22 protein-coding genes and 1 tRNA gene are annotated in these 26,204 nt (G+C 71.6%); 9 read left to right on the forward strand and 14 right to left on the reverse strand.

All coding sequences use genetic code 11. The features are described from left to right. The first annotated feature begins 67 nt into the window (after nucleotides 1-67). Nucleotides 68-1,099 (forward strand): PAC2 family protein, encoded by a 1,032-nt coding sequence (locus KK483_RS05570; protein WP_262004093.1) that lies wholly within the window; start codon nucleotides 68-70, stop codon nucleotides 1,097-1,099. A gap of 504 nt (nucleotides 1,100-1,603) precedes the next feature. On the opposite strand, the gene KK483_RS05575 is transcribed toward KK483_RS05570, so the two are convergent. The 5 genes from KK483_RS05575 to KK483_RS05595 all read right to left on the reverse strand — a co-directional run bounded on the left by KK483_RS05575 (nucleotide 1,604) and on the right by KK483_RS05595 (nucleotide 8,260). After that, nucleotides 1,604-4,648, reverse strand: a complete 3,045-nt coding sequence (locus tag KK483_RS05575) for an NPCBM/NEW2 domain-containing protein (RefSeq protein WP_262004094.1) — start codon at nucleotides 4,646-4,648, stop codon at nucleotides 1,604-1,606. Nucleotides 4,649-4,751: 103 nt separating this feature from the next. Continuing rightward, nucleotides 4,752-5,981, reverse strand: coding sequence for a cysteine--1-D-myo-inosityl 2-amino-2-deoxy-alpha-D-glucopyranoside ligase (mshC, locus tag KK483_RS05580; protein ID WP_262004095.1), 1,230 nt, complete (start codon nucleotides 5,979-5,981; stop codon nucleotides 4,752-4,754). 126 nt (nucleotides 5,982-6,107) lie between these two features. Further along, nucleotides 6,108-6,950 (reverse strand): SCO1664 family protein, encoded by an 843-nt coding sequence (locus KK483_RS05585; protein ID WP_262004096.1) that lies wholly within the window; start codon nucleotides 6,948-6,950, stop codon nucleotides 6,108-6,110. Beyond that, nucleotides 6,914-7,504, reverse strand: coding sequence for a DUF3090 domain-containing protein (locus tag KK483_RS05590; RefSeq protein ID WP_262004097.1), 591 nt, complete (start codon nucleotides 7,502-7,504; stop codon nucleotides 6,914-6,916). Before KK483_RS05590 ends, KK483_RS05585 begins: the two co-directional genes overlap by 37 nt. A 60-nt stretch (nucleotides 7,505-7,564) precedes the next feature. After that, complete coding sequence (locus KK483_RS05595; protein ID WP_262004098.1) at nucleotides 7,565-8,260, reverse strand: histidine phosphatase family protein; 696 nt, start codon at nucleotides 8,258-8,260, stop codon at nucleotides 7,565-7,567. Nucleotides 8,261-8,348: 88 nt separating this feature from the next. Between KK483_RS05595 and corA the strand changes: the two genes are divergently transcribed. Continuing rightward, nucleotides 8,349-9,341, forward strand: coding sequence for a magnesium/cobalt transporter CorA (gene corA / locus KK483_RS05600; protein ID WP_262009355.1), 993 nt, complete (start codon nucleotides 8,349-8,351; stop codon nucleotides 9,339-9,341). Nucleotides 9,342-9,618: 277 nt separating this feature from the next. Here the strand turns inward: corA and KK483_RS05605 are convergent, their stop codons facing one another. Further along, nucleotides 9,619-10,404 (reverse strand): ferritin-like domain-containing protein, encoded by a 786-nt coding sequence (locus KK483_RS05605; RefSeq protein ID WP_262004099.1) that lies wholly within the window; start codon nucleotides 10,402-10,404, stop codon nucleotides 9,619-9,621. 257 nt (nucleotides 10,405-10,661) lie between these two features. After that, complete coding sequence (locus KK483_RS05610; protein WP_262004100.1) at nucleotides 10,662-11,711, reverse strand: LLM class F420-dependent oxidoreductase; 1,050 nt, start codon at nucleotides 11,709-11,711, stop codon at nucleotides 10,662-10,664. A 160-nt stretch (nucleotides 11,712-11,871) separates the two neighbouring features. Between KK483_RS05610 and KK483_RS05615 the strand changes: the two genes are divergently transcribed. Both KK483_RS05615 and KK483_RS05620 read left to right on the forward strand, forming a co-directional pair. Next, nucleotides 11,872-12,855: an aldo/keto reductase gene (locus KK483_RS05615; protein ID WP_262004101.1), complete on the forward strand. Its 984-nt coding sequence runs from the start codon at nucleotides 11,872-11,874 to the stop codon at nucleotides 12,853-12,855. Continuing rightward, nucleotides 12,852-15,047 carry a helix-hairpin-helix domain-containing protein gene (locus tag KK483_RS05620; protein ID WP_262004102.1) on the forward strand — a complete coding sequence of 732 codons (2,196 nt, stop codon included), beginning with the start codon at nucleotides 12,852-12,854 and terminating at the stop codon, nucleotides 15,045-15,047. Before KK483_RS05615 ends, KK483_RS05620 begins: the two co-directional genes overlap by 4 nt. A gap of 312 nt (nucleotides 15,048-15,359) precedes the next feature. On the opposite strand, the gene KK483_RS05625 is transcribed toward KK483_RS05620, so the two are convergent. Continuing rightward, a complete protein-coding gene (locus tag KK483_RS05625) occupies nucleotides 15,360-16,025 on the reverse strand; it encodes a hypothetical protein (protein ID WP_262004103.1) in 666 nt (221 codons plus the stop codon). A 47-nt stretch (nucleotides 16,026-16,072) separates the two neighbouring features. Here KK483_RS05625 and KK483_RS05630 point away from each other — a divergent pair, with 47 nt between their 5' ends. After that, nucleotides 16,073-16,261 carry a DUF5703 family protein gene (locus tag KK483_RS05630; protein WP_175410115.1) on the forward strand — a complete coding sequence of 63 codons (189 nt, stop codon included), beginning with the start codon at nucleotides 16,073-16,075 and terminating at the stop codon, nucleotides 16,259-16,261. 67 nt (nucleotides 16,262-16,328) lie between these two features. On the opposite strand, the gene KK483_RS35275 is transcribed toward KK483_RS05630, so the two are convergent. The 3 genes from KK483_RS35275 to KK483_RS05650 form a co-directional block, all read right to left on the reverse strand. Further along, nucleotides 16,329-17,087, reverse strand: a complete 759-nt coding sequence (locus KK483_RS35275) for a chaplin (RefSeq protein ID WP_313878273.1) — start codon at nucleotides 17,085-17,087, stop codon at nucleotides 16,329-16,331. A 134-nt stretch (nucleotides 17,088-17,221) separates the two neighbouring features. Beyond that, complete coding sequence (gene chpH, locus KK483_RS05645; protein ID WP_262004104.1) at nucleotides 17,222-17,455, reverse strand: chaplin ChpH; 234 nt, start codon at nucleotides 17,453-17,455, stop codon at nucleotides 17,222-17,224. 187 nt (nucleotides 17,456-17,642) lie between these two features. After that, a complete protein-coding gene (locus tag KK483_RS05650; protein ID WP_262004105.1) occupies nucleotides 17,643-18,968 on the reverse strand; it encodes a M20/M25/M40 family metallo-hydrolase in 1,326 nt (441 codons plus the stop codon). Nucleotides 18,969-19,168: 200 nt separating this feature from the next. On the opposite strand from KK483_RS05650, the gene KK483_RS05655 reads away from it, so the two are divergent. Next, nucleotides 19,169-19,256 (forward strand) — tRNA-Leu (locus tag KK483_RS05655). Between the two features lie 73 nt (nucleotides 19,257-19,329). After that, a complete protein-coding gene (locus KK483_RS05660) occupies nucleotides 19,330-20,313 on the forward strand; it encodes a pseudouridine synthase (protein ID WP_262004106.1) in 984 nt (327 codons plus the stop codon). A gap of 42 nt (nucleotides 20,314-20,355) precedes the next feature. Here KK483_RS05660 and KK483_RS05665 read toward each other — a convergent pair whose 3' ends face one another. The 3 genes from KK483_RS05665 to KK483_RS05675 form a co-directional block, all read right to left on the reverse strand. Then, complete coding sequence (locus KK483_RS05665; RefSeq protein ID WP_262004107.1) at nucleotides 20,356-21,444, reverse strand: S-(hydroxymethyl)mycothiol dehydrogenase; 1,089 nt, start codon at nucleotides 21,442-21,444, stop codon at nucleotides 20,356-20,358. A gap of 133 nt (nucleotides 21,445-21,577) precedes the next feature. Further along, nucleotides 21,578-23,050, reverse strand: a complete 1,473-nt coding sequence (locus KK483_RS05670; RefSeq protein ID WP_262004108.1) for an amino acid permease — start codon at nucleotides 23,048-23,050, stop codon at nucleotides 21,578-21,580. Between the two features lie 240 nt (nucleotides 23,051-23,290). Next, nucleotides 23,291-23,992: a FadR/GntR family transcriptional regulator gene (locus tag KK483_RS05675; protein ID WP_262004109.1), complete on the reverse strand. Its 702-nt coding sequence runs from the start codon at nucleotides 23,990-23,992 to the stop codon at nucleotides 23,291-23,293. A gap of 162 nt (nucleotides 23,993-24,154) precedes the next feature. On the opposite strand from KK483_RS05675, the gene KK483_RS05680 reads away from it, so the two are divergent. Next, nucleotides 24,155-24,697, forward strand: coding sequence for a gluconokinase (locus tag KK483_RS05680; protein WP_262004110.1), 543 nt, complete (start codon nucleotides 24,155-24,157; stop codon nucleotides 24,695-24,697). Continuing rightward, nucleotides 24,694-26,121 (forward strand): GntP family permease, encoded by a 1,428-nt coding sequence (locus tag KK483_RS05685; protein ID WP_262004111.1) that lies wholly within the window; start codon nucleotides 24,694-24,696, stop codon nucleotides 26,119-26,121. Before KK483_RS05680 ends, KK483_RS05685 begins: the two co-directional genes overlap by 4 nt. Nucleotides 26,122-26,204: the final 83 nt, after the last annotated feature.

The following is a 26,204-nucleotide window of genomic DNA, read 5'->3' on the forward strand; positions in this document are numbered from 1 at the left end:
TCGGGCGGGCACCCGTGAAGCCGTAAGGTTGGTCCGTACGCAAGGGAACGTCGGAAGGAGGCACTGGGTGATCGAGCTCGAGGGGGTTCCCGAGCTGATCGACCCGGTCATGGTGGCCGCGTTCGAGGGCTGGAACGACGCCGGCGACGCCGCCTCCACCGCGGTCGCGCATCTGGACCGGGAATGGAAGGGAGAGGTGTTCGCGGCGCTCGACGCCGAGGACTACTACGACTTCCAGGTCAACCGGCCCACGGTGTGGCTGGACGGCGGGGTACGGAAGATCACCTGGCCCACCACCCGGCTCTCCGTGGTCCGGGTCGGCGGCGAGAAGCCCCGCGATCTGGTGCTGGTCCGCGGGATCGAGCCGTCCATGCGCTGGCGCTCGTTCTGCAACGAGCTGCTCGGCTTCGCCCATGAGCTGGGCGTCGAGATGGTGGTGATCCTGGGGGCCCTGCTGGGCGACACCCCGCACACCCGTCCGGTGCCGGTCAGCGGGGTCACATCGGACCCGGACCTGGCCCGGCGGATGGACCTGGAGGAGACGCGGTACGAGGGCCCGACGGGCATCGTGGGCATCCTCCAGGAGGCGTGCACGCACGCCGGGGTGCCGGCCGTGTCGCTGTGGGCGGCCGTGCCGCACTACGTCTCGCAGCCGCCCAACCCGAAGGCGACGCTGGCCCTGCTGAACCGGCTGGAGGACCTCATCGACCTCCGCATCCCGCTGGGCGAGCTGCCGGAGGACGCCCGCGCCTGGCAGCTGGGCGTGGACCAACTGGCCTCCGAGGACAGCGAAGTGGCCGAGTACGTGCAGACGCTGGAGGAGGCGCGGGACACCGCCGAGCTCCCGGAGGCGTCGGGCGAGGCCATCGCGCGCGAGTTCGAGCGGTATCTGCGACGGCGCGACGGCGGACCGGGCCCCACCGGCCCCGGCCACGCGACGGAGAGCGGTGACGGCAGCTCCTACCTGCGCGACGCGTCGAGCGGCCGCACGCGCCCACCGAAGCCGCCGCGCCCTGAGCCGGACCCGGATCAGGGCTCCGAGTCCGGCGACCGGCACTCGGACTCCTCGGACGCTTCGGACACCTCCGAGGACGACTGACCTCGGCCCGGGCCGACGAGCCCGGGCTGCGCCGCCGGTGCGAGTCCTTTCGCTCCCGGGTGCGACCCAGTGGGTGGGTTTGTGCCACCTGTCCCGCCCTGCGGGACGAGTGTCCACGAACTGGGTGGCGGGGCAACGGCCCAGGGCGGTCCGCACCCGGCGTCGATGCCCCGGGGCGGGGCCGTGGAGCCCAGGGGCGGGGCCGTGGAGGGTCGGCCCCGCAGGGGGTGGCGGCAGACACCCGGTTGCGCAACCTCGTACGCCTGTACGCCGCCACCCCCGAGGAGTCGAGCCCGGAGGGGCCACGCCCCGCCACCCACCGGAGCAGCCGCACTCCCACGGCGGGACAGCCGGAGGGCAATCCCTCCGCCCACCGGCGAACGCCGCACCCCGCACCCCGCACCGGCGGCCGGATGCCGAGCCCCGCCCCCACCGGCGAACGCCGCGCCTCCGACGGGGGGGGAAAGCCGGAGGACGGCCCCACCCCGCCGGAGGCGCTACGCGCTACGCGCAGCGGAAGCGGGCCGCAGCCCAGTCCCCGTGGTCGCCGGACTTCGAGGAGTTGGTGTCGGTGATCTTGAGATGGACGTGGCGTGCGCCGGTCACGTCGACCTCGGCCGGGACGGTGGCCGAGGCACCGGTGAGCTCGGGCGAGGTCCACAGCACCTTGCCGTCCGCCTCGACCGAGAAGGCCACTTCGCCATAGCCGTTGATCTCGTCGTCGATGCCGACGTCCGCGGTGAACGAGGTGCAGCGCCCGCCGAGGTAGACCTCGATGTCGGAGTCGGCGTGTGCGCCGATCCCCTTCTCGTAGGTCGTTCCGGCGAGCGTCAGCGTGTGTCCGTCGCCCGCGCCCGACTCGCCGTTGCTGCGGTCCCGTTCGGGCGGTCCCCAGCCGTTGCCGGACGTCAGCCACACCAGATCGCTCGCCCAGACGTCGCCGGACGGGGGTTCGGGCATCACTCCGACCGCGAACCGCTGGACCGTGGTGCGGGACGCGCCGGCCGTCCGGTAGCGGGCGGCCGCGGTGAGCGTCGCCTCACCGGGCTCGGCGTCCCTGGCCGGGGTGACGTCGACCTCGATCCGCCGGGTGGTGCCCGCGGGGATGCGGTCCACCGTCGCCGCGGGCGTCGCCCGCCAGCCCTCCGGGACCTCCAGCGAGACCGCCACACCGGTGGCGTCACGGCTGCCCGCGGTCACCTCGACCGCGACCTTCCCGGGCGCGCCGGCGCCCAACTCCTGCCCGGCGGGAGCCGACACGAGGGCAGCGGCACCCGGCACGGCGCCGCCGACCGCCGCGGTGTCCTCCAGCTCCAGCTCGAAGCCGCGGTCGGTGGGCAGCGCCGCCGTCTTCACCCTGACCACGCCACCGCGGTCGTCCTGGTCGTACCACCAGCCCTGTCCGGCCACGTCGAACGCCGCCCGGCCGCCCAGCCTCGGCAGATCACGGCCGTTCAGCCCGACGGAGCGCGGTGCGTCGGCGGTGTGCACGGTGAACTCGTACGGCCGCGCCCGCGACTTGCCGTCGTAGGAGCCGCGACTCGCCCCGATCCGCACGGTCACGTCGCCCGCGCCCCGCTTCGGCGCCTCCACCTCGGCGCGCTGCGTGGCGTACTTCCCCGCGCGGTGCTCACGCGTCACGCCGTCGTCCTCGTAGAGCGTGAACGACGAGTTCCCCTGCGGATAGATGTCCCAGGCGAGCGGCGAGTCCGCGGTGCGGTCGGCGTACGAGCGGATGCCTCCGGGCCACATCGGGACGGTGGCACCGGCCCGGACGAACAGCGGCAGCGTGTCGAGCGGCGCGCTGTAGTCGTCGACGGTGACCGGACCCTCGTACGTCCGTCCGCTCCAGTAGTCGATCCACGTCCCCTTCGGGAGGTAGATGCCGTCGCGTTCGGCGGCGTCCTGGTAGACGGGCGCGACGAGGAAGTCCTCGCCGCTGAGGAACTCGTACTTGCCCGCGTCCGTCGCCGCCGCGGGGTCGTCCGGGTATTCGAGGACGAGCGGGCGGGCCAGGCCGACGCCGGTCTTCGTCGCCTCGTGGGCGTGCGAGTAGATGTACGGCAGCAGCGACTCGTGCAGCTTGAGGTAGTCGCGGTTGATCGAGGTGTACGGCTCGCCGTAGCGGAAGGGCTGCTTATCGCTGGCCGCCCAGCCGTCCATGGTCATCGTGACCGGCAGGAACATCTTCCACTGGAGGTCACGGGTGTACGTCTCGGGGCTGCCGCCGAAGATGCCGTCCACGTCGCCCGTCGTGTAGGCGAGGCCGGACATCGACGCGCCCGCGTAGGTCGGGATCTGCCAGCGGATGTACTCCCAGCTGCCGGCCTGGTCCCCGGACCACTGGACGCCGCAGCGCTGTGCGCCCGACCAGCTCTCGGGGGCCCAGGTGAAGCCGCGGGCGTCGCTGTTGCCCTCGATGCCGGCGTAGGCGTCCTTGCAGCCGTCGAGGGCGAACTTGTAGCCGGCGCCGACCCAGGCGACATCGAGCTTGGCCACCCGCTGGCCCGCCCTGACCTGCTCGGCGAGCGTGTCGAGGCCGTCCTCGGTCCACAGGCCGAGCTGCATCTTGCGCTGCTGGAGGCCCTGGGCGGTCTCGGCGAGGTTCTCGTAGCCGCAGCCGTAGCCGTCGTTGACGAGCATCCAGCCGTTGGGCATGTCGTGCTCGACGTAGCCGTCGGCGACCTTCAGCGCGTCGAGGGTGTGGCGCTCACCGCGGTTGGCGTTGTGGAGGTAGCAGTCGGCGTCACCGATCTCCAGGCCGTAGACGGGCGGCAGGAAGGGCTTGCCGGTGAGCTTCGTGTACTGCCCGATCACGTCCTTCATGGCGGGACCGGCGAAGTAGTAGGCGTCGAAGCGCTCTTCCTCGGCCGTGGCGGTCACGGGCTCGCCGAAGGCGTAGGTGTTGGGGGCGTAGGTGTTGCGGTAGACGCCGTAGCCGGCCGAGGAGAGGTAGAACGGGACCGAGTTGGGGTGGCCGCCGTCGTTCCAGTTGTAGTCGACGCCGACCTCGACGGTCTTGCCGCGGTGGGAGGTGTTGCCGCGGCCGTTCTGCATGCCGGCGCCGTAGAACTGCTCGTCGGCGCCGCGTGCGAGGGTCTGGGTGGTCCGGTCCTCACTCCACGTCAGGCCCGTGGTCTCGGCCCACAGCCGGGTCCCGTCGGCGCGGTACAAGGCGAATCGGAGCGGTGACTTGTAGGCGCGCAGGGTCACTTCGGACGTGCTGAGCTCGTAGCGGTCGCCGCGGTCCTTCCAGCGCGTGGCGGGCGGCCGGCCCTGCGGCAGGACGATGTCGCCCCCGGCCGGGTCGGTGAACGTGCCGTCCGGGGCGAGTTCGAGCCGGAAGGTCTCCGGCGAGACGAAGCTGACGCGGGCCTCGGCCTGCCCTGCGCTCAGCCGGTAGACGGATCCTTCGGCGGTGAAGCCGGTGACGTCCCCGACGGTGGTGGGAGCCGGTTCGGCGTGGGCGCCGCCCGGTCCTGCGAACACCGTGAGGAGACCGAGCAGAGCCCCGGCCACCACCGCTCTGATGCGTATTGGTGATTGCATGGGCCGTATTTACCGCAGAAACGCGCATGAGCGCCATGGCTAGAACAGACCCGCCCCCGGACTCCGACGCGAGTCCGGGGGCGGATGACCTACGGGTGGAGGACTACAGGGCAACGCCCAACAGGGCGTCCACGGCGCGCGACACGAGGCCGGGCGCACCCTCGTCGGTACCGCCGTCCGCCTGCTGGCGAGCGGCCCAGCGGTCGACGGCAGCGAGCGCGGCGGGGGCGTCCAGGTCGTTCGCCAGCGCCGCGCGGATCTCCTCGACGAGTGCGTCCGCGGACGGGCCGTCGGGGCGCGACACTGCGGCGCGCCAGCGGGCGAGCCGCTCCACCGCCTCCCGGAGCACCGCGTCCGTCCACTCCCAGTCGGCGCGGTAGTGGTGGGAGAGGAGCGCGAGCCGAATGGCGGCGGGGTCGACGCCGTCGCGGCGCAGCGCGGAGACGAAGACCAGGTTGCCCTTGGACTTGGACATCTTCGCGCCGTGGAGCGCGACCATGCCGGCGTGCACATACGCCTTGGCGAACGGGTGCTCGCCGGTGAGGACCTGGGCGTGCGAGGCGCCCATCTCGTGGTGCGGGAAGGCGAGATCGGAGCCGCCGCCCTGGACGTCGAAGCCCATGCCGAGGTGGTCGAGGGCGATGGCGACGCACTCGATGTGCCAGCCGGGCCGGCCGCGGCCCAGGCTGCCGCCGTCCCAGCTGGGCTCGCCCTCGCGGGCGGCCATCCAGAGCATGGGGTCGAGCGGGTCCTTCTTGCCGGGGCGCTCGGGATCGCCGCCGCGCTCGGCGGACAGGGCGCGCATGACGTCGGCGTCGTAGTTCGACACCTCGCCGAAGTGCGGGTCGGACTCGACGGAGAAGTAGATGTCGCCGTCGAGTTCGTACGCCGCCCCGGCGTCACGCAGCCGCTCGACGAGCGGCACGATGCCGGGTATGGCCTCGACGGCGCCGATGTAGTGGGCGGGGGGCAGCATCCGCAGGGCGGTCATGTCCTCGCGGAACAGCGCGGTCTCGCGCTCCGCGAGCTCGGTCCAGTCCTGCCCGTCGCGCACGGCCCGCTCCAGGAGCGGGTCGTCCACGTCGGTCACGTTCTGCACGTAGTGAACCTGGCGCTTGGTGTCGAGCCACACGCGCTGCACGAGGTCGAACGCGTTGTAGGTCGCCGCGTGACCCAGGTGGGTCGCGTCGTACGGGGTGATGCCGCAGACGTAGATACGGGCGACGGGACCGGGCTCGAGGGTGACGAGTCCTCCGGTCGCGGTGTCGTGAATCCGGAGGTCGCGGCCCGTGCCGGGCAGGGCGGGGACCTCGGAAGCGGGCCAGGCATGCATGCCTTGAGCGTAACCGGACGCCCCTTCCGGAAACGAACCGGATACCGCCTCTTGGCCGGTTCGGCACTCTTGCTCACGGCGGTGCCCTGTGCCTGGGCGGTGCCCTGTGCGCACGACCGCCCGGGGCTACACCGGCGGCCAGGGAATCGCGGGCCAGGCGCCGGAGGGCTCCGGGTGGCGGGAGTCGGCCAGCAGTGCGGTGACACGGGCGTGGACGGCCACCACCTCCGCCGGGGTGATCAGCTCCGCGAGGCGCCTCGACAGCACGCCGCCGTCCGAGAGGGCGTCCGCGAGGGCGCCCAGGACCTCGACCGCCTCCGCCGGCAGGGGCTCGCCCGCCCAGCCCCAGAGCAGGGTGCGCAGCTTGTCGTCGACGTTGAAGGTGACCCCGTGGTCGATCGCGTAGAGCCGGCCGTCGGCCGTCGGCAGCAGATGCCCGCCCTTGCGGTCACCGTTGTTCATCACCGCGTCCAGCACGGCGAGCCGCCGCAGCCGCGGATCGTCGGCGTGCACGAGGAGCGCCGTGCGGCCCTCCCCCACCTCCGCGGTGCCGACCGCCTTCCAGCCGTCACCCGGCTCGTCGTCCGCCACGAGGGCGAGCAGCTCCGCGCCCGGATCCGCCTCGATCCACAGCTGGACCATGCCCTCGCCGTACGGGCCGTCCCGCAGGACGGTGGGCGGCACCAGACCCCACCCGGTCGCTTCGGAGAGTTCGAACGCCGCGACCTCCCGCTGTGCGAGCGTCCCGTCCGGGAAGTCCCACAGCGGCCGCTCGCCGGCGATCGGCTTGTACACGCAGTGCGCCTCCTCGCCCTCGTACGAGACGGAGCAGTACAGCACCGCGTTGGACGCCTCACGGATCTGGCCCTTGACCGTCAGCTCCCCCTTGGTGAGGAGGTCGAGAGGGGACACGGCGGCCGTCGCGGAGGTGGTCACGCCCCGCGGCGGTATCCGTTCTGGCGCGGACATACATGTCCCTCCGGGTCGAGCGGCAGGCTGCACAGCGGGCACGGCGGCCGCCCCGCGTTCACGACGTCCAGGGCGCGCTTGGCGAAAGCCCTCGCCTGCGCGCCGGTCAGCCGGACGCGCAGCATCGGCGGACCGTTCTCCTCGTCCTGGAGCAGCCGTTCCTCGGCCTCGGCGAGATCCTCCTCGGAGTCCGCGTCCAGCTCGACGAGCGCCTGCGCCTCGACGATCATGCGCTGTTCCTCGCCGTCCCAGGCCAGCGCCATCGTGCCGACCCGGAACTCCTCCTCGATCGGCGCGTCGAGCGGCGCCGTGTCGGCGATGTCCGTCGGCGCCATGGCCGGCACCGGAGCGTTGCCGCCGGTGCGCCGCACGACCTCGTCGAGCAGTTCGTCGATGCGCTCGGCGAGAGCGGCGACCTGGGTCTTCTCCAGAGCGACGCTGGTGGTGCGCCCCCCTGCGGAAGCCTGCAGGAAGAACGTACGACGTCCAGGCAGCCCGACCGTACCGGCCACGAACCGCTCCGGTGGGTCGTAGAGGAACACCTGACGGGACACGTCCTGTCTCCCTTGAGATTCAGCGGGCTTTCGGCCCGTCCACCCTACTGCGCGAACCGATCACGGTGCTCCCGCACCGCCCCCGACCACCGCCGTCCCGTCCGCGCCCTCTTCCTGCGGTTTGCGCGGCCTGAGCATCTCCAGGTCACCGGTGTCCCCGAGCCGCAGCAGGAAGGGGCGCACCCGGGTGTACCGGATCGCGGTCACGGAACACGGTTCGACGTGCAGCCGCTGGAAGAGGTCGAGATGCATCCCGAGTGCGTCCGCCACCAGCGACTTGATGATGTCGCCGTGCGAGCACATCAGGTAGACCGCGTCCTCGCCGTGCTCCTGCTCGATCCGCGCGTTCCAGTCGCGTACGGCGTCGACGGCCCGGGCCTGCATCGCCCGCATCGACTCGCCGCCCGGGAAGGCCGCCGCCGAGGGGTGGCGCTGGACGACCTCCATCAGTGGCTCGTCGGCGAGTTCGGCGAGCTTGCGGCCCGACCATGCGCCGTAGTGGCACTCCCCGATCCGTTCGTCGGTGTGCAGCGCGAGTCCCGGGCGCCGGTCGAGGAGCGGCTGGAGGGTCTCCAGGCAGCGCTGGAGCGGGCTGGTGACGACCGCTGCGAGCTCCACCCCGGCGAGCCGCCCCGGCAGCGCCGCGGCCTGCACGGCGCCGCGCTCGTCGAGCGCGACACCGGGCGTCCAGCCCGCGAGGACTCCGGCGGTGTTGGCGGTGGACCGTCCGTGGCGTACGAGGATCAACGTGGCCATGGCCGCCAGCGTAGGCGGTCGGCACCGGACCGGGCACGGCGTGGTCGCCGGCGGCCGCGACATGCGACCGGCCGCCGTGCGCGGAAGAATGCGCGCCGTGATCGTCGATTACGCCATCTACCGGGAAGGGCGCCGCACCGAGGGCCTGGACGACTACTCCGACGCGCTCGACGAGGCGCGTGCGACCGGGGACGCCTTCCTGTGGGTCGGCCTCCACGAACCGACCGAGGACGAGTTCGACCTCGTGTGCAGCGAGTTCGGGCTGCATCCGCTGGCGGTCGAGGACGCGCTCAAGGCCCACCAACGGCCCAAGCTGGAGGTGTTCGAGGATTCGCTCTTCATGGTCCTCAAGCCGGTCGTGTACGAACCGGAGGCCGATGCCGTCTCCGCCGATGAGGTGATGCTCTTCCTCGGCGACTCGTTCGTGGTGACGGTCCGGCACGGCGAGAGTGCCCCGCTGCACGCCGTACGGCTCCGGCTCGAGGCCGATCCGAGCGTCCTCCGGCACGGCCCGACGGCCGTCCTCTACGCCGTCAGCGATGCCGTGGTCGACCACTACATCGAGGTCGCCGGCGAGCTCCAGGAGGACATGGAGGAGGTGGAGGAGGCCGTTTTCGCGCCCACCGGAGGCGACCCCCGCAACACCGCGGCCAAGATCTACAACTTCAAGCGGCAACTGCTGGAGTTCCGGCGGGCGACCGTGCCGCTTGCGGCTCCGATGGCGCGGCTCACGAGCGCGGGCGTGCCCTTCGTGGAGGAGCGTTCGCAGCCCTTCTTCCGGGACGTCCACGACCATCTGACCCGTGCCAACGAGCAGGCGGAGGGGCTGGACCGGCTGCTCACGGACATCCTGTCGGCGCATCTGGCGCAGATGGGCGTACGGCAGAACGACGACATGCGGAAGATCTCGGCCTGGGCCGCGATGGTGGCCGTGCCGACGCTGGTCGCGGGGGTCTACGGCATGAACTTCGAGCACATGCCCGAACTGACGTGGTGGTGGGCGTATCCGGCGGTGATCGTGCTGATGGCCGTGGCGGTGATCGGACTGCACCGGCTCTTCAGGCGCCGCGGCTGGCTCTAGGGTTTGTGGTCCGCGCGAAGGGCGGGCCCGGCGGCGTCTGGTGCGTGCGATCGCCAGGCGAGGAGGAAGTCCGTGCAGTGGGGGCACCTCCCGTGCCCGAAGGGCTACGGGGGTGGGGGCACCTCCCAGGCGCGAGCTCTGGGGGAGCGTGCCGGACGCCGCCTGGCAGACGGGACTTTGACGACACGACCGAGGGCCTGTGGTCCTGATCCGTCCGGTTCAGGCCGCATCAGGCCGGATCAGGCGGGGCTGGGTGTCCGGTGGTCCCGGGCACCCCTCAGACCACGGCTGCCGTCGTCGCGGGGCCGCCGAGGGCGTCGCGCCGCTCGGGCATGGTCAGGCTGACCATGCGCCGCCAGCCGCCGGCGCGCTCGTACGCGTACATCGCGTGGATGCCGGCGGCGAGCACCGCGGACTTGGCCCTGGGCCACTTCAGCACCCTGCCCATGTGGGACATGACGGCGAGACTGACGTCCCGGTAGACGGCGATCTCGGCCAGTGCCGACTCGCGCAGGGTGCGCTGGATGGTGCGTCCGTGGCCGGCGTAGGCCAGCCGGAGCAACTCCTCGTGGCAGTAGGCCAGGTGGTTGTCCTCGTCGTTGCAGATCTGCCTGATGGCCTTGCCGACCTCGGGGTGCTCGCCGAAGTACTTGACCAGCATGTCCATCTGGTCGGCCGCGCGCTGCTCGGTGACCCGGCTGTGCGAGAGGTAGACGAGGATGTCGTTCTCGGTGAGCGGCTCGTCGCGGCGCAGCTTCTCGTGGGCGAGGCCGATGCCCTGCTTCTCCAGCAGCATCGTGTAGTCGGTCTCGGGCGGGACGGGCACCGGGTCGAGGCCGCGCTTCCTGAGGAGGGCGTTGAAGATCCGGCCGTGCTTGTCCTCGTCGGCGCCGTGCCGGGTGATCTTGGGGGCGAGCGCGCGCATCGACTCGGGCACGAGAGAGGCGATCCGGCCGTTCTCCCAGCCGCCCTGGGCCTCGCCGCTGGCCGCGATCGAACAGAAGAGCCGGTAGGAGTCGTCGTTGTCGAGGATCTCCTGGAACAGGCTTCGGGCCGAGAGCATCACTGCCACCTCCAGTCGGGGGTCACCCGGTCAGGCGTCCGCAAAGAACGAGTCAAGTGCGCACGGACGGGACCGGCAACATCTCCGTCGGACAAATCCGCCGAAAGAAGGAGTGGGGCGGTATGCACGGGCGCCGGGAGGCGTGACCGCGGGGCGTGTGGCGCGTTAGGAGTCCTGACGGCCGTGGCGGGGATGCCCCCCGAGCCCCCACCACGGCCGCAGGCTTCGAAGAGCGGACGGGGCTTGGAGGACACGGCTCAGGCGAGGCCGGAGCGCTCCAGGGCGTCGGTCCCGGCGCGCAGCGCCGCGAGGCGCTCGTCGAGCGTGAAGCCCGCGGGGGCGAGGGTCAGCGTCGTCACACCGGCCGCGGCGTACGCCTGCATCCGCTCGGCGATCCGCTCGACGGATCCGAGCAGGGTCGTCGAGTCGATCAGCTGGTGCGGTACGGCGGCCGCGGCGCCGTCCTTGTCGCCCGCGAGGTACTTGTCCTGGATCTCCGCGGCCTCCTTCTCGTAACCCATGCGCCGGGCGAGCTGGTTGTAGAAGTTCTGCTTGCGGCTGCCCATGCCGCCGACGTACAGCGCTGTGTACGGGCGGAACATGTCGGCGAGCCCCGCGACGTCGTCGCCGACGGCGAGCGGGACGGTCGGGCACACGTCGAAGCCGTCCATGGACTTCCCGGCCTTCTCGCGGCCCGCGCGGATGTGGCGGATGGCCGTGTCCTCGAGGTGGTCCGCGGAGGGGAAGATCAGCAGGGCGCCGTCGGCGATCTCGCCGGTCTGCTCCAGGTTCTTGGGGCCGATGGCGGCGATGTACAGCGGGATGTGCTCGCGCTGCGGGTGCACGGTGAGCTTGATCGGCTTGCCCGGACCGCCGGGCAGCGGGAGGGTCCAGTGCTCACCCTCGTACGTGAGGCGCTCACGGGACATCGCCCGGCGGACGATCTCGACGTACTCGCGGGTGCGCGAGAGCGGCTTGTCGAACGTGACGCCGTACCAGCCCTCGGAGACCTGCGGGCCCGAGACGCCGAGGCCGAGGCGGAAGCGGCCGCCGGAGAGCGAGTCGAGGGTGGCCGCGGTCATCGCCGTCATGGCCGGCTGGCGGGCGGGGATCTGGAGGATCGCGGAGCCGACGTCGATGCTCTCGGTCTGGGCGGCAACCCAGGCGAGCACGGTCGGGGCGTCGGAGCCGTACGCCTCGGCGGCCCAGCACACGTCGTAGCCGAGGCGGTCCGCCTCCTGCGCCACGGCGAGGTTGTCGCCGTCCATGCCCGCGCCCCAGTAGCCGAGATTGATGCCGAGCCGCATACCGCTCCCCTTACCGATGAGTAACGTTCCTTGTCGCGGGACTCTAGCGCGGCGGTCGGGGATCCGTCAGGAGTGATCGGGCCGGGGTTCGGCGGCCGTTCCCGCGCGAGTTGTCCACAGGGTCGCTCGGGGTTGGGCCGTGGCCAGTAATCTCGCGCCCATGGAGCAGAGGCAACTCGGCCGCACCGGCCTGCGGGTGTCCCGGATCGGACTCGGCACTCTGACGTGGGGCCGCGACACCGACGAGCACGACGCCGCCGACCAGTTGAAGGTCTTCTGGGAGGCGGGCGGCACGCTGGTCGACACCGCCGATGTGTACGGCGGCGGCGAAGCGGAGTACCTGCTCGGGCGCCTCGTCGAGCGGCTCGTGCCGCGGCGCGATCTCGTCATCGCGACGAAGGCGGGCAGCGTGCTGGAGCCGGACCGCCGCTTCGACGGCTCGCGCGGGCATCTGCTGTCGGCGCTCGACACATCCCTGGAGCGGCTCGGCACGGACCACGTCGATCTCTGGCAGGTCCACGCCTACGACCCGCTGACGCCCCTGGACGAGACGCTCCAGGCACTGGACATCGCGGTGAGCAGCGGCCGCGCGCGCTATGCGGGGGTGTCGAACTTCTGCGGCTGGCAGCTGGCGAAGGCGGCCACGTGGCAGCTCGCCGCGCCGGGCATACGGACCCGCCTCGCGAGCACACAGATGGAGTACTCGCTGCTGCAGCGCGGGGTCGAGCGGGAGGTGCTGCCCGCGGCGCTGGACCTGGGCCTGGGGCTGCTGCCTTCGTCACCGCTCGGGCGGGGCGTGCTGACGGGCAAGTACCGCACCGCGACACCGGTGGACTCGCGCGGGGCGTCGGAGCTGATGGCCGCGTTCGTGGAGCCCTATCTGGACGAAGCGGCGAGCCGCATCGTGGACGCGGTGGCGACGGCGGCGGACGGCCTGACGACGACTCCGCTGGAGGTCGCGCTGGCGTGGGTCCGCGACCGCCCCGGCGTGGTGGCCCCGATCGTGGGCGCGCGCACCGCGCAGCAGCTCGCGGCGGCGTTGTCAGTGGAGACCCTTAGTCTTCCTGACGAGATCTGCCAGGCGCTCGACGATGTGTCGGCGCCCGTGCACCGCTATCCCGATCAGGACTGGAGCACGCTGTGACTGCGCTTCCCGGGGCGACCCCCGGATCCCCGGCCGACGAGCGCGAGGGCGGCGCGTTCGCCGCGACGAGCGCCGAGCCCGCGCCGCCCGCCGACGACTCGGCTCCGGGCGGGCCCGGCGAGGAGAGCGAGTCGGACGGCGAGTCCGCACAGTCCCCGTCCCCGTCCGCGGACGGGGAGTCGGCGGATCGCGAGCCGACGGACGGCAAGACCCCGGACAGCGAGGCCGCGGACGGCGGTGATGTGTCCGAGGCGCAGGCGGAGCTGGCGGCGCAGCGGGAGCTGCGGGCGCGGATCGAGCAGCGCAAGGCGGAGAAGGGCGGGCCGATCGAGGCCGGCGCGAAGCTGAGCGGCACCGCCGCCGATCTGCTGGCGGCCGTGAAGGCCGTGGAGAGCGGCAGCAAGCCGGGGGCCTCCTTCTTCGAGGCGCCCACGGCACCGCGCCGCCCGGCGCCGTCCTCCGTGCCGTCGCCGGAGCGGTCCAGGGTGCCGGAGCCCGAGCGGGCCCCGCGGCAGCCGGACGCCGGGGCCGTGGCCGCCGTGTTGGAGGTGCTCGTGGCGGGTGGGGCGCCCGAGGAGCTCGCGGAGCGCGTCGCCGAGGTGCTCGGGGAGCAGGCCGCGCAGGCGCTGCGCGGGGACCCGTGGCGGCTGCTGGCCGTGCCGGGGATGCGGCCGGAGCAGGCCGACGGGTTCGCCCGGGCGCTGCTCGGCGCGGAGTGCGGGCCGGGTGACGAGCGGCGCACGGACGCGTTGGTGTCCTGGCTGCTGGAGCAGGCGGCGCTCCAGGGGCACACGGCCCTGGAATCGTCGGCCGTGCGCAAGGCGCTCGGCGGGCGCTCCGTGCCCGACCCCGACGGGGCGCTCCAGCACGCGATCGCCGAGGGCGCGGTGCTGGTGTTCCAGGACGGCCTGGACGACCGTGCCGACACCGAGGACGAGGCCGGCGGTGACGCTGAGCGTGCCCCCGAGGTGCCCGTCCTGCTGGGGCTCGACCGGTACGCGCTGGCGGAGGAGAGCCTCGCGGACGGCCTCGCCCGGCTGATCAGGACCGGCCCGGACGACAGCTGGGACGGACCGGAGCTGGTCCGGGCCGCCGGCAGGCACGGGCTCGTCCTGCACACCGGCGGTGAGGCGGCCCGCGCGGAGCCCGTGGCCGTCGTCGAGGCCGCGCGTGCGCACGGCCTGCGCGCGGTGGTCGCCGTCCACAGCGAGAACGGGCGGCGCCGGCTGGGCGCCGACGCCGTCACCGTGCACGGGCTGCTGTCCGGCACACAGGGCCCGGGCCGGGACGAGGACGGGGCGCTCGCCCTGGACCTGCTCGCCGTGCTCGACGCGCCGCAACTCGACGTCGAGACCGCCGCGATGCTCGCGGAGTCGCTGCCGGACGGCGGCCGGCTGGTGCTGAGCGGTGACCCGGGCGTGCTGTGGTCGGCAGGCGCGGGGCGGGTGTTCGCCGATGTGCTGGCCGCCCGGGTGTGCCCGCATGTCGCGTCCCGCACGCCCGACCCCGGCCCGATCGGCGAGCTGGTCTCCGGCATCGGGATCGGCGAGTTGAACCAGGTGGAGGCGCCGGGCAAGGAGGTCGTGATCGTCCCGGTCCGCGACGCGGGCGAGGCCGTGCACCGTACGGTCCAGCTGGTCGCGGACTCGGTGCCGCGGGCGATCGGCATTCCCGCCGAGCAGACCCAGGTGATCACGGTCGGCCACGGCGGCTCCGCGGGCACCCGTGCGCTCAACGCGGCGCTGAAAGAGCGGCTCAACCCCGGCCCGGGCCGGTTCGGCGGCTTCGATCCGGGCGACCGGGTCGCGTACGTCCCGTCGCCGGGGCGGACCGTCTGCGGCACGGTGGTCTCCGCGGACGCGGAAGGGCTGCGGCTCGACTGCGAGGGCACGCCCGTCGTCGTCCCGAAGGAGCGGGTGGCCTCGGCGCTGCGGCACGGCTGGGCGCTCACCGCGCACCAGGCGGCCGGGATGCGCTGGCCGGCCGTGGTCGCGGTGCTCCCCGGCGACGCCGCGCAGGCCCTGAGCCGTCCCTGGGTTCACACGGCCTTCAGCCGCGCCGAGCGCCACCTCTCCGTCGTCCACGGGGTGGAGCAGGCCCTGCCCCGAGCCGTCGCGGAGATCCCCGCGCAGGAACGCACGACTCGGCTGAGGCCCCTCCTGGAGGGCCTGCTCGCCACCTCCGGCGACTGACCCGACGAGCACGGCGGGGGCGGTCCCGCCGCGCCGTCTCGGCCCCCGCGCAGGGCGCCTGCCACCGTGTGGCCGACGACGGCACGGCCCTCGACGCCGCCTCCGTCCACCCGACCGGAAGCGCGCCGCCCGGCACGCGCGGTGTGCCGCCGTGTCCTGCCCCGGAGGCCGGACGGCCGGGAACCGCAGCTCCTGGCGCCGGGGCCTGCCCGACGGACGGACCCCGGCATGCCGTCGCCCTGCCCGGGCACCCGTTGCCGGGGGCCCCGAGCAGGGCGACGGGGGATTCGGGGGTTCGAGGGTTCGAGGACGTCAGCCCCTGGAGAGGACCTCGTCGTCCTCGTCCAGGTCGTCCTCGTCGAAGACCGAACTGACGTCGAAGCGGCAGACGACCCGCTCGGGGTCCGCCTGGTCGAAGGGGGTGCTCAGCCACTCACCGGGCTCGGGCAGCTCGTCCGAGGCGGACACCCACAGGGTCGAGTCGCCCTCCTCCAGGCCGAACTCCTTGTGACGGGAGGCGATTTCGTCTGGTTCGTACTCTCCGAAGAGCACGCCGAGCGCGGCGTGCACGCTCGTGCCGACGACCGCACCCGCCCGGTCCGAGGTGTCGTCGTCCCGGTCCAGGTCGGCGATGCGCTGGGACTGGGCGAGCAGTCGCTGGGGCTCGGCCACGGCGTAGTCGCGGCGGATGAGCACGCTCAGGGCGTTCGGCTCCTCGGGACCGGCGTAGGGCGGGAGGGAATCGTCCGCCCCGGGGATCTCGAAGGGGGTGACCTCGTCATAGCGGTCGTAGAGGCGTTCGTCGTAGGCCTCGGCCGCGGCGGCCAGCGCATTGAACGCCGCGTACACCGCCGGGTCGTCCTCTCCCGTGCGGCGTTCCACCGCTTCGAGGTGACGGTCCAGCGCGGCTTTGACCGCCTCGGCGGCGGCGCGAACCTCGGCAGCCGTGGGCTGCGCAGGAGCGGATGCATCAGACATAGGGCAGACGCTATCCGTACCGGGGCTCTGCCCGCACAATAGATGCGATGCCGGAATACGAATTTGTCGACGTGTACGTGCCACGCGGGGTCTCTCGCAAGGAGGCGACCCGTCTGCTGACCGACCACGCCGAGTACGGACACTGGGAGTTGGACCGACTGAGTCTCCGCCGGGACGGCAGCCGTAAGGTGCGCCTGCGCCGGCGCATCATCCGTCAGGTACGCGCCACTTGGTGAGATTCTGCTGCACGAAGGACGGAGCGGGCCCGCTGTTGCGGGCCCGCTCCGTTCTGTCACGACGCGCTTACGCGGAGGCGCGGGCCCTGCGGTAGAGGATCACACCGCCGAGCAGCAGCCCGGCGCTCGCGGGGATCACGTACCCGAGCGAACCGGCTCCGGTCTGCGCGAGCTCGTCCGTGGCCCTGGGCGGGGTGACGGTGTCGGTGTCCGGGGTGTTCGGGACCGACGGCTCGATCGGCGTTCCCGGCTGACCGGGCTCACCCGGTTCTCCAGGCTGACCGGGCTCACCCGGCTCACCGGGCTCACCGGGCTCACCGGGTTCCCCAGGCTCACCGGGCTCTCCGGGTTCCCCAGGCTCACCGGGCTCTCCGGGTTCCCCGGGCTCACCCGGCCCGTCCGGTCCGTTCTTGCAGTCGTTGCCGAGCGCTCCGTTGCCGAAGCCGACGACCGACGCGCTGTTGCCGCAGACGTTCACCGGGGCATGCACCGGAACCTGGACGGTGTTGCCGGAGGCGACGCCGGGCGAGTTCGACGTCGCGCCCTCGGCGTGGGCGCCCCCATCGTGATTCGAGGAACCGGAATTGGTGCAGCTGTTCCCGAACGCGGGGTTCAGCAACCCGATGACGTTCACGGTATTGCCGCAGACATTGACCGGGGCATGCACCGGGGCCTGGACCGTGTTCCCGGAAAGCACACCCGGGGAATTCGCGGCGCCCCCACGGGCGTCCGCGCCTCCGTGCGCATGTGCGTAGCCGCCGCCGAGGACGAGTACGCCGCTCGCGGCCGCCACCGTGATCAGGCCCTTGCGAGTGACCTGTCGCATAGCTACTTCCTGCCTTCTGACTTCCGGATTACCCCCAGGCGCCTCGCCGGGGGGTGGAATGCGGACGGCCCCGGAGGTGCTTGGCGCGCACTCCGGGGCCGCCGGGATCAGCCCTCACTGGGCAAGACGCAACGTCACTCGTTGATGCAGGTGTTGCCGAAGGCGGGGTTCAGCAGCCCGATCACGGAGATCGTGTTGCCGCAGACGTTCACCGGCACATGGATGGGCGCCTGAACGACGTTGCCCGAAAGCACACCCGGGGACTGCAGGGCAGCACCCTGAGCGCCCGAGTCGGCGACGGCCATCCCCGCACCCGCGAGAACCAGACCACCGGTGACAGCCGCAGCAGCGACGACCTTCTTGATCATTATTCCTCCTAGTAGGCAATGCGATCCCAGCCGCGGACCGCACTCCCTGTAACGAGGAGGGAGTAATGGGGCTACTAGCGTATCGTCGCATTCACTCGTTTCAGTCAAATACGTACGCCTGGCCGATTGTTGGAGTCCCGTTTCAGCAGATCGGGCGGTTTTCCCCGGCCCGGGTCAGCATGACGTGTCAGCTCGCGTCCAGGAATCGGTCCAGTACCCGGACACCGAACTTCAGACCGTCCACCGGCACCCGCTCGTCCACACCGTGGAACATTCCGGCGAAGTCCAGCTCGGGCGGCAGCCGCAGCGGCGCGAAGCCGAAGCAGCGGATGCCGAGATCGTCGAAGGACTTGGCGTCGGTGCCGCCGGAGAGCATGTACGGGACGGCCCGCGCAATCGGGTCCTCGGCCTGGAGCGCCGACTGCATCGCGTCCACGAGATCACCGTCGAAGCTCGTCTCCAACGCCTTGTCGGAGTGCACGTCCTCGCGCTTGACCCGCGGCCCGAGCAGCCGGTCGAGATCGGCCAGGAACTCCTCCTCGTATCCCGGCAGGAAGCGCCCGTCGACGTGCGCGGTGGCCTGCCCCGGGATCACGTTCACCTTGTAGCCGGCGCCGAGCATGGTCGGGGCGGCGGAGTTGCGCAGCGTGGCGCCGACCATCTTGGCGATGCCGCCGAGCTTGGCGAGCGTCGCCTCCATGTCCTCCGGGTCGAGCGGGGTGCCCAGCGCGTCGGACAGCTCGTCCAGGAAGGACCGCACGGTCTTGGTGACCCGCACCGGCCAGGTGTGGCGGCCGAGCCGGCCGACGGCCTCGCACAGCTCGGTGATCGCGTTGTCGTTGTTGGTCATCGAGCCGTGGCCGGCGGTGCCCTCGACGGTGAGGCGCATCCAGTGCATGCCCTTCTGGGCCGTCTCGACCAGGTACAGCCGCAGGTTCTCGTTCACGGTGAAGGAGAAGCCGCCGACCTCGCCGATCGCCTCGGTGACGCCGTCGAAGAGTTCCGGGTGCTTGTCGACGAGATGCCTGGCGCCGTAGAGGCCACCCGCCTCCTCGTCCGCGAGGAACGCCAGCACGACGTCGCGCGGGGGCCTCCGGCCGCTGCGCAGCCGGTCCCGTACGACCGCGAGCGTCATCGCGTCCATGTCCTTCATGTCGACCGCGCCCCGGCCCCAGACGCAGCCGTCGGCGATCTCGCCGGAGAAGGGGTGGTGGGTCCAGTCGTCCGCGTCGGCCGGTACGACGTCGGTGTGCCCGTGGATGAGCAGCGCGGGGCGCGAGGGGTCCTCGCCCTCGATCCGCGCCACCGTGGAGGCGCGGCCCTTGTGCGACTCGATGATCCTCGGCTCCAGGCCGGCCTCGGCGAGCTTCTCCGCCACGTACTCGGCGGCGGCCCGCTCCCCCGGGCCCGAGTGGTCGCCGTAGTTGCTGGTGTCGATCCGGATCAGGTCACGACAGAGGTCGACGACCTCGTCCTCACCGGAGATCGTCCGGCCCGTGTTCGACTCGCTCACGCTGCTTCCTCCACGTCGCTCTGGTGGTCCTCCCTCATCCTCCCGCGCCCTCCGCCCGGGCCCAAGGGCGCCGGTGAGCCGACACACGGCCGTCACACGGGGCGGCTCCGTACGGCGGCCGGGGGCGTGATCGGGCACCCCCGAATGTTTGCTATGGTTTTCCACGTCGGAACGGCCCAGGGCCGGAAGACAGACACCTGGTCCGGGTGGCGGAATGGCAGACGCGCTAGCTTGAGGTGCTAGTGCCCTTTATCGGGCGTGGGGGTTCAAGTCCCCCCTCGGACACCACCAGAGAACCCCAGCTGAGCTGGGGTTTCTTTGTTTTCGTACGGACTTTCTGCGGCGGTGAGGTGCGGAAGCTGTGGGACGCAGACGACGGGCGGCGCCGCCCGTGGCGCCGCTGCCGCAGCGTGACGGGATCGACCCCGTACGCGTACGGCTGCCGGCCGATCCGGACGGGGCCTGGGCGACCGTACGGGACCACCTCGTGGCGCGGTACGGCGGCGCGCTCGGGGCGGAGCGGGTGGAGGACCTGCTGCGGCAGGGGCGGTTCGTCGCGGCCGAGGGGCCCGTGGCCGGGGACGCGCCGTACGCCGCGGGGCGGTATCTCTGGTTCCACCGGGATTTCGCCGCCGAGGAGCGCGTGCCGTTCGAGATCGGGATCGTCCACCGTGACGAGCGTCTGCTGGTCGCCGACAAACCGCACTTTCTCGCCACGACGCCGCGTGGTCGGCACATCACCGAGACCGCGCTGGCGCGGCTCCGCCGCGACCTGGGGCTGCCCGAGCTCCAGCCGGCGCACCGACTGGACCGGCTGACGGCGGGGCTCGCGCTGTTCGTCGTACGGCCGCAGGACCGTGGCGCGTACCAGACGCTGTTCCGGGACCGGCGCGTGCGCAAGGAGTACGAGGCGGTCGCGCCGTACGACCCGGAGCTCGCGCTCCCGGTGACCGTGCACAGCCGTATCGAGAAGGAGCGCGGGATCCACGCGGCCCGCGAGGTGGCGGGCGAGCCGAACAGCGAAAGCACGATCGAGCTGCTGGAGCATCGCACCGGGACGGGGCCCGGCCGGCCGGGCGGCCCGGCAGGATCGGCCGGCCGGGCCCTGGGCCGGTACCGGCTGCTGCCGGCGACCGGCCGGACCCATCAGCTGCGGGTGCACATGAACAGCCTCGGGCTGCCCCTCCTCAACGATCCGGTGTACCCGGTGGTGCAGGAGGACGGTCCCGACGACTACGCGCGGCCGTTGCAGTTGCTCGCGCGGGTCCTGGAGTTCACGGATCCGCTCACCGGCCGGGTGTGCCGCTTCGAGAGCCGGCTGCGCCTCTCCGCCTGGACGGCCTGATCACCGCGGCACGATCACAGCGGCATGATCACCGCGGCCTGATCACAGCAGGACGACGGAGCGCAGGACGTCTCCCTCGTGCATGCGGGCGAACGCCTTCTCGACGTCGCCGAGACCGATCGTCTCGGTGACGAAGGCGCCGAGGTCGATGCGGCCCTGCTGGTGGAGGTCGATGAGCATGGGGAAGTCGCGGGACGGCAGACAGTCGCCGTACCAGGAGGACTTGAGCGCGCCGCCGCGGCCGAAGACGTCGAGGAGGGGGATGTCGAGCGTCATCTCGGGCGTCGGCACGCCGACGAGGACGACCGTGCCGGCCAGATCGCGGGCGTAGAACGCCTGCTTGTACGTCTCCGGGCGGCCCACGGCCTCGATGACGACGTCCGCGCCGAAGCCGCCGGTGAGCTCGCGGACGGCCTCGACGGGGTCGGTGGCGCGGGAGTTCACCGTGTGGGTGGCCCCCATGGACTTCGCCGTCTCCAGCTTGCGGTCGTCGATGTCGACGGCGATGATCCGGGCGGCCCCGGCGAGGCGGGAGCCGACGATCGCGGCGTCCCCGACGCCGCCGCAGCCGATGACGGCGACGGTGTCGCCGCGGCCGACGCCGCCGGTGTTGACGGCGGCTCCGATGCCGGCCATCACCCCGCAGCCCAGCAGGCCGGCCACCGCCGGGGAGACGGCCGGGTCGACCTTGGTGCACTGGCCCGCGGCGACGAGGGTCTTCTCGGCGAAGGCGCCGATGCCGAGGGCCGGGGAGAGCTCGGTGCCCGTCGCGGCGAGGGTCATCTTCTGCCGGGCGTTGTGCGTGTCGAAGCAGTACCAGGGCCTGCCGCGCAGACAGGCCCGGCAGCGTCCGCACACGGCCCGCCAGTTGAGGATGACGAAGTCGCCGGGGGCCACATCGGTGACGCCGTCCCCGACGGACTCCACGACGCCCGCGGCCTCGTGGCCGAGCAGGAAGGGGAAGTCGTCGCTGATGCCGCCCTGTTTGTAGTGGAGGTCGGTGTGGCAGACCCCGCACGCCTGGATCCCGACCACGGCTTCGCCGGGCCCCGGATCGGGGACGGTGATCTCCACCACCTGGACGGGCTCGTTCCTGCCGGGGGCGACGACCCCCTGGACCTGCTGCGCCATCGCAGTCCTCCTCGGAAGAGGTGTGTACGACACCTGTACCGCACCACCATGCCCCCGGTGGGCGGGCATGGGCGAGGCCCCCCGCCGGATCGCTCCGGAGAGGGGCCTCGTCGGTCGTACCGGGGTACGTGCGTCAGGCGACGCCCGCGCCCTCGCGGTCGGCGGCGATCCTGCCGACGCGCTTGCGGACCACGTACCAGCCGCCGACCAGCGCGAGCCCGATCAGGGGCAGGCAGTTCACGGTGGTGCGGCCGATGCCGCCGTCCATCCACATGAGGACGAGGACGGACGCCAGGAAGACCAGCGTGACGATCTGCGTGTACGGGGCCCAGGGCAGCCGGTAGCCCGGGCGGGTGACCCGGCCGTCCTTGGAGCGGTGCCAGAACAGCAGGGAGCAGACCATGATCATGCCCCAGGTGCCGATGATGCCGATGGAGGCGAAGTTCAGCACCAGCTCGAAGGCGTCACCGGGCATGACGTAGTTCAGGAAGACGCCGACGACGCCGAAGCCCGCGGTGAGCAGGATGCCGCCGTAGGGCACGCCGCCCTTGTTCATCACTCCGGTGAACTTCGGCGCGGAGCCGGAGACCGACATGGAGCGCAGGATGCGGCCGGTGGAGTACAGGCCCGAGTTCAGGCTGGAGAGGGCCGCGGTGAGCACGACCAGGTTCATGACGCCGGCCGCACCCGGGATGCCCAGCTTGTCGAAGAGGGTGACGAAGGGGCTCTGGTCGGCGGAGTAGGCGGTGTACGGGAGCAGCAGGGCGAGCAGCACCACCGAGCCGACGTAGAACAGGCCGACGCGCCACATGATCGAGTTGATCGCCTTCGGCATGATCTTCTCGGGGTTCTCGGTCTCGCCGGCGGCGACGCCGCACAGCTCGACGGAGGCGTAGGCGAAGACGACGCCCTGGATCAGCAGCATCATCGGCATGACGCCGAGCGGGAAGATGCCGCCGTTGTCGGTGATGGTGGACAGGCCCGGGGTGTGGCCGCCGACCTCGTGCTGGGTGACGACGAGGTAGATGCCGACGAGCATGAAGGCGACGAGCGCGCCGACCTTGATGATCGCGAACCAGAACTCCATCTCGCCGAAGTACTTCACCGAGATGAGGTTGGCGGCGAGGACCACGGCGAGCGCGATGAGGGCGAGGATCCACTGCGGGACGTCGCTGAACATGGCCCAGAAATGGGCGTACGTGGCGGCCGCGGTGATGTCGGCGATGGCGGTCGTCGACCAGTTGAGGAAGTACAGCCAGCCGGCCGTGTAGGCGCCCTTCTCACCCATGAACTCACGGGCGTACGAGACGAAGGCACCGGAGGATGGCCGGTAGAGCACCAGTTCGCCGAGCGCGCGCACGACGAAGAAGGCGAAGACGCCGCAGACGGCGTAGGCGATGAAGAGCGACGGGCCGGCGTTGGCCATGCGGCCACCCGCTCCGAGGAAGAGGCCCGTACCGATGGCGCCGCCGATGGCGATCATGTTGATGTGCCGCGACTTGAGGTCCTTGCGGTACCCGGCGTCACCGGCGTCCACGTGGGGGGTGCCCGTTGCCGGAGGCCCGGCGACGGTTGTATCGGCCGCAGTCATGGTGCGGTCACTCATCTAGGTGTTCGCCTTCGTGAGGGGGTGTGCGGTACCCGGTCGGATGCCGGCGGGGTGTCCCTCGGGGTGAGGGGTCGTCACCGCGGTCGACCATGGGGCACGAGGGCCCGAGAGCTCATGGTCGGGGCAACCCTGCGATTTTGGCAGTGGCCAAGCTCACGTCGACACATATCTGAGGTATTTCAGAGGTTTCGACAGGGTGAAGCAAGGGTGCCATACGGCCGCACGAAGCCCGCAGTTTCAGGGGGCGAGGACGTCCAACTCCTGGAGGGCGCCGATGGCGATCTCCCGGGTGAGACGCTCGGCACTTTCCGCGTCGCCTTCGCGAACGGCTTCGGCGACCTTGACATGGAGGGTGACGGCCGCCGGGTCCGGGTCCTCGAACATCACATGGTGGTGCGTGCGGCCGGCGAGGACCTCGGCGACGACATCGCCGAGCCGGGCGAACATCTCGTTGCCCGAGGCGTTGAGCACGATCCGGTGGAAGGCGATGTCGTGCTTCAGATATCCCTCCAGCTGGTGGCCGCGGGAGGTGGCGACCATGCCGAGGGCGCACTCGGTGAGGGCTGCGCACTGCTCGGGGGTGGCGTTGCGGGCGGCGAGCCCGGCGGCGACCGGTTCGACCGCGGAGCGGAGCACGGTGAGGGAGCGCAGCTGGCGGGGGCGGTCGGCGCCGGCGAGGCGCCAGCGGATGACGCGCGGGTCGTAGACGTTCCACTGCTCGGTGGGGCGTACGGTCACGCCGACGCGGCGCCGGGACTCGACGAGGTGCATCGACTCCAGGACGCGGACCACTTCGCGGACGACGGTGCGGGAGACGTCGAAGCGCTGGGCCAGTTCGTCGGTGCGCAGGACGCTGCCCGGGGGGTACTCGCCCGCGGTGATCGCCAGGCCGAGGCTGTCGAGTACGTGTGTGTGCAGCCCGTGGCCCTCTGTGCTCATGGGGCAAGCGTACGGGCCGGGACCCGGGCAAGAAAAAGTATGACGTTTATGTCTCAGCCTCTTGAATACGTCGTACCTAATGCGTTTCATTAGCGCGACGGCACGACGGCGAACGGATGTCGCCACCGTCGTACCGATGTCGACGAAGACAGCGAGGCACCAATGAGCACCCCCCACGTGGTTGTCGTGATGGGCGTGGCAGGGACCGGCAAGACCACGATCGGTCCCCTGCTCGCGGACGCCCTGGGCGTCCCGTACGCCGAGGGCGACGACTTCCATCCCGCGGACAACGTGGCCAAGATGTCCTCCGGTGTGCCGCTGGACGATGCGGACCGCGAGCCCTGGCTCGACGCCATCGGGCAGTGGGCGCACGGCAGGGCCGGACTCGGCGGGGTCGTCTCCAGCTCCGCGCTGAAGCGCATGTACCGGGACCGGCTGCGGGCGGCCGCCCCGGACGCCGTCTTCCTCCACCTCACCGGTGACCGCGCGCTCATCGAGCGGCGGATGGCGGAGCGCAAGGGGCACTTCATGCCCACCACACTGCTCGACTCGCAGTTCGCCACCCTTCAGCCGCTGCAGGAGGACGAGGCCGGCGTCTCCGTCGACGTCTCCGGTACGCCCGAAGAGATCACCGAGCGGGCAGTGGCCGCGCTGCGCCGGCTCGACCAGTCCCCCACCACCAACGCTTCCAAGGAATCACCGTGACCAGTCTCAGCGTCGAGATGCTGGCAGCGGGCGCCGCCGAACCGATCACCTCGGCGGGCAACGCACAGCTGGGCATCGCCGTCCTGGCGGGCATCGCCGTCATCGTGCTGCTCATCACCAAGTTCAAGCTGCACGCCTTCCTGGCGCTGACCATCGGCTCGCTGGCACTGGGCGCCCTCGCCGGGGCGCCGCTGGACAAGACCATCGTGTCCTTCAGCACGGGCCTCGGCTCCACCGTCGCGAGCGTCGGCGTGCTCATCGCGCTCGGCGCGATACTCGGCAAGCTGCTCGCCGACTCCGGCGGTGCGGACCAGATCGTCGACACGATCCTCGCGAAGGCGAGCGGACGGTCGATGCCGTGGGCGATGGTCCTGATCGCGTCGATCATCGGACTGCCGCTCTTCTTCGAGGTCGGCATCGTCCTGCTGATCCCCGTCGTGCTGATGGTCGCCAAGCGCGGCAACTACTCCGTGATGCGCATCGGCATCCCGGCGCTCGCCGGTCTGTCCGTGATGCACGGCCTCATTCCGCCGCACCCCGGCCCGCTCGTCGCGATCGACGCCATCGGCGCGAACCTGGGCGTCACGCTGGCGCTCGGCCTTGTCGTCGCCATCCCCACGGTGATCATCGCCGGTCCGCTCTTCTCCCGGTACGCCGCCCGCTGGGTCGACATCCCGGCGCCCGACGGCATGCTGCTCCCTTCTGGGGGCTCCCCCCAGACCCCCGCCGAGCGCACCTCCGACGAGCTGGAGAAGCGGCCGAGCTTCGCCGCCACCGTCTCCACGGTGCTGCTGCCCGTCGTCCTGATGATGGCGAAGGCGCTCGTCGACATCGTCGTCGACAACCCGGAGAACCATGTCCAGCGGGTCTTCGACGTCATCGGCTCGCCGCTGATCGCCCTGCTCGCGGCCGTGCTCGTCGGCATGTTCACGCTGGGCCGCGCCGCCGGCTTCACCAAGGACCGGATCGCCTCGACCGTCGAGAAGTCCCTCGCCCCCATCGCGGGCGTGCTGCTGATCGTCGGCGCGGGCGGCGGTTTCAAGACGACGCTGATCGACATCGGTGTCGGCCAGATGATCCTGGACTTCTCCAAGAACTGGGCGATCCCGGCGCTGCTGCTGGCCTGGCTGATCGCGGTGGCGATCCGGCTGGCGACAGGCTCGGCCACGGTCGCGACGATCTCCGCGGCTGGTCTGGTCGCCCCGCTCGCCGCCGACATGGGCACGGCCGAGGCCGCACTCCTCGTGCTGGCGATCGGTGCCGGTTCGCTCTTCTTCAGCCACGTCAACGACGCGGGATTCTGGCTGGTGAAGGAGTACTTCGGGATGAACGTCGGCCAGACGATCAAGACCTGGTCGGTGATGGAGACCATCATCTCCGTGGTCGGCATCGTCTTCGTGCTGCTGCTGTCCCTCGTGCTGTAGCCGCAGCGGCAGCCGCGCTGCAGCGGGCAGTCCTTGCCGTAGCGGGCAGTCCTTGCCGTAGTGGTCAGTCCTTGCAGCAGCGG

Origin of the sequence: Streptomyces sp. FIT100, assembly GCF_024584805.1 — a bacterium.
GTDB lineage: Bacteria > Actinomycetota > Actinomycetes > Streptomycetales > Streptomycetaceae > Streptomyces.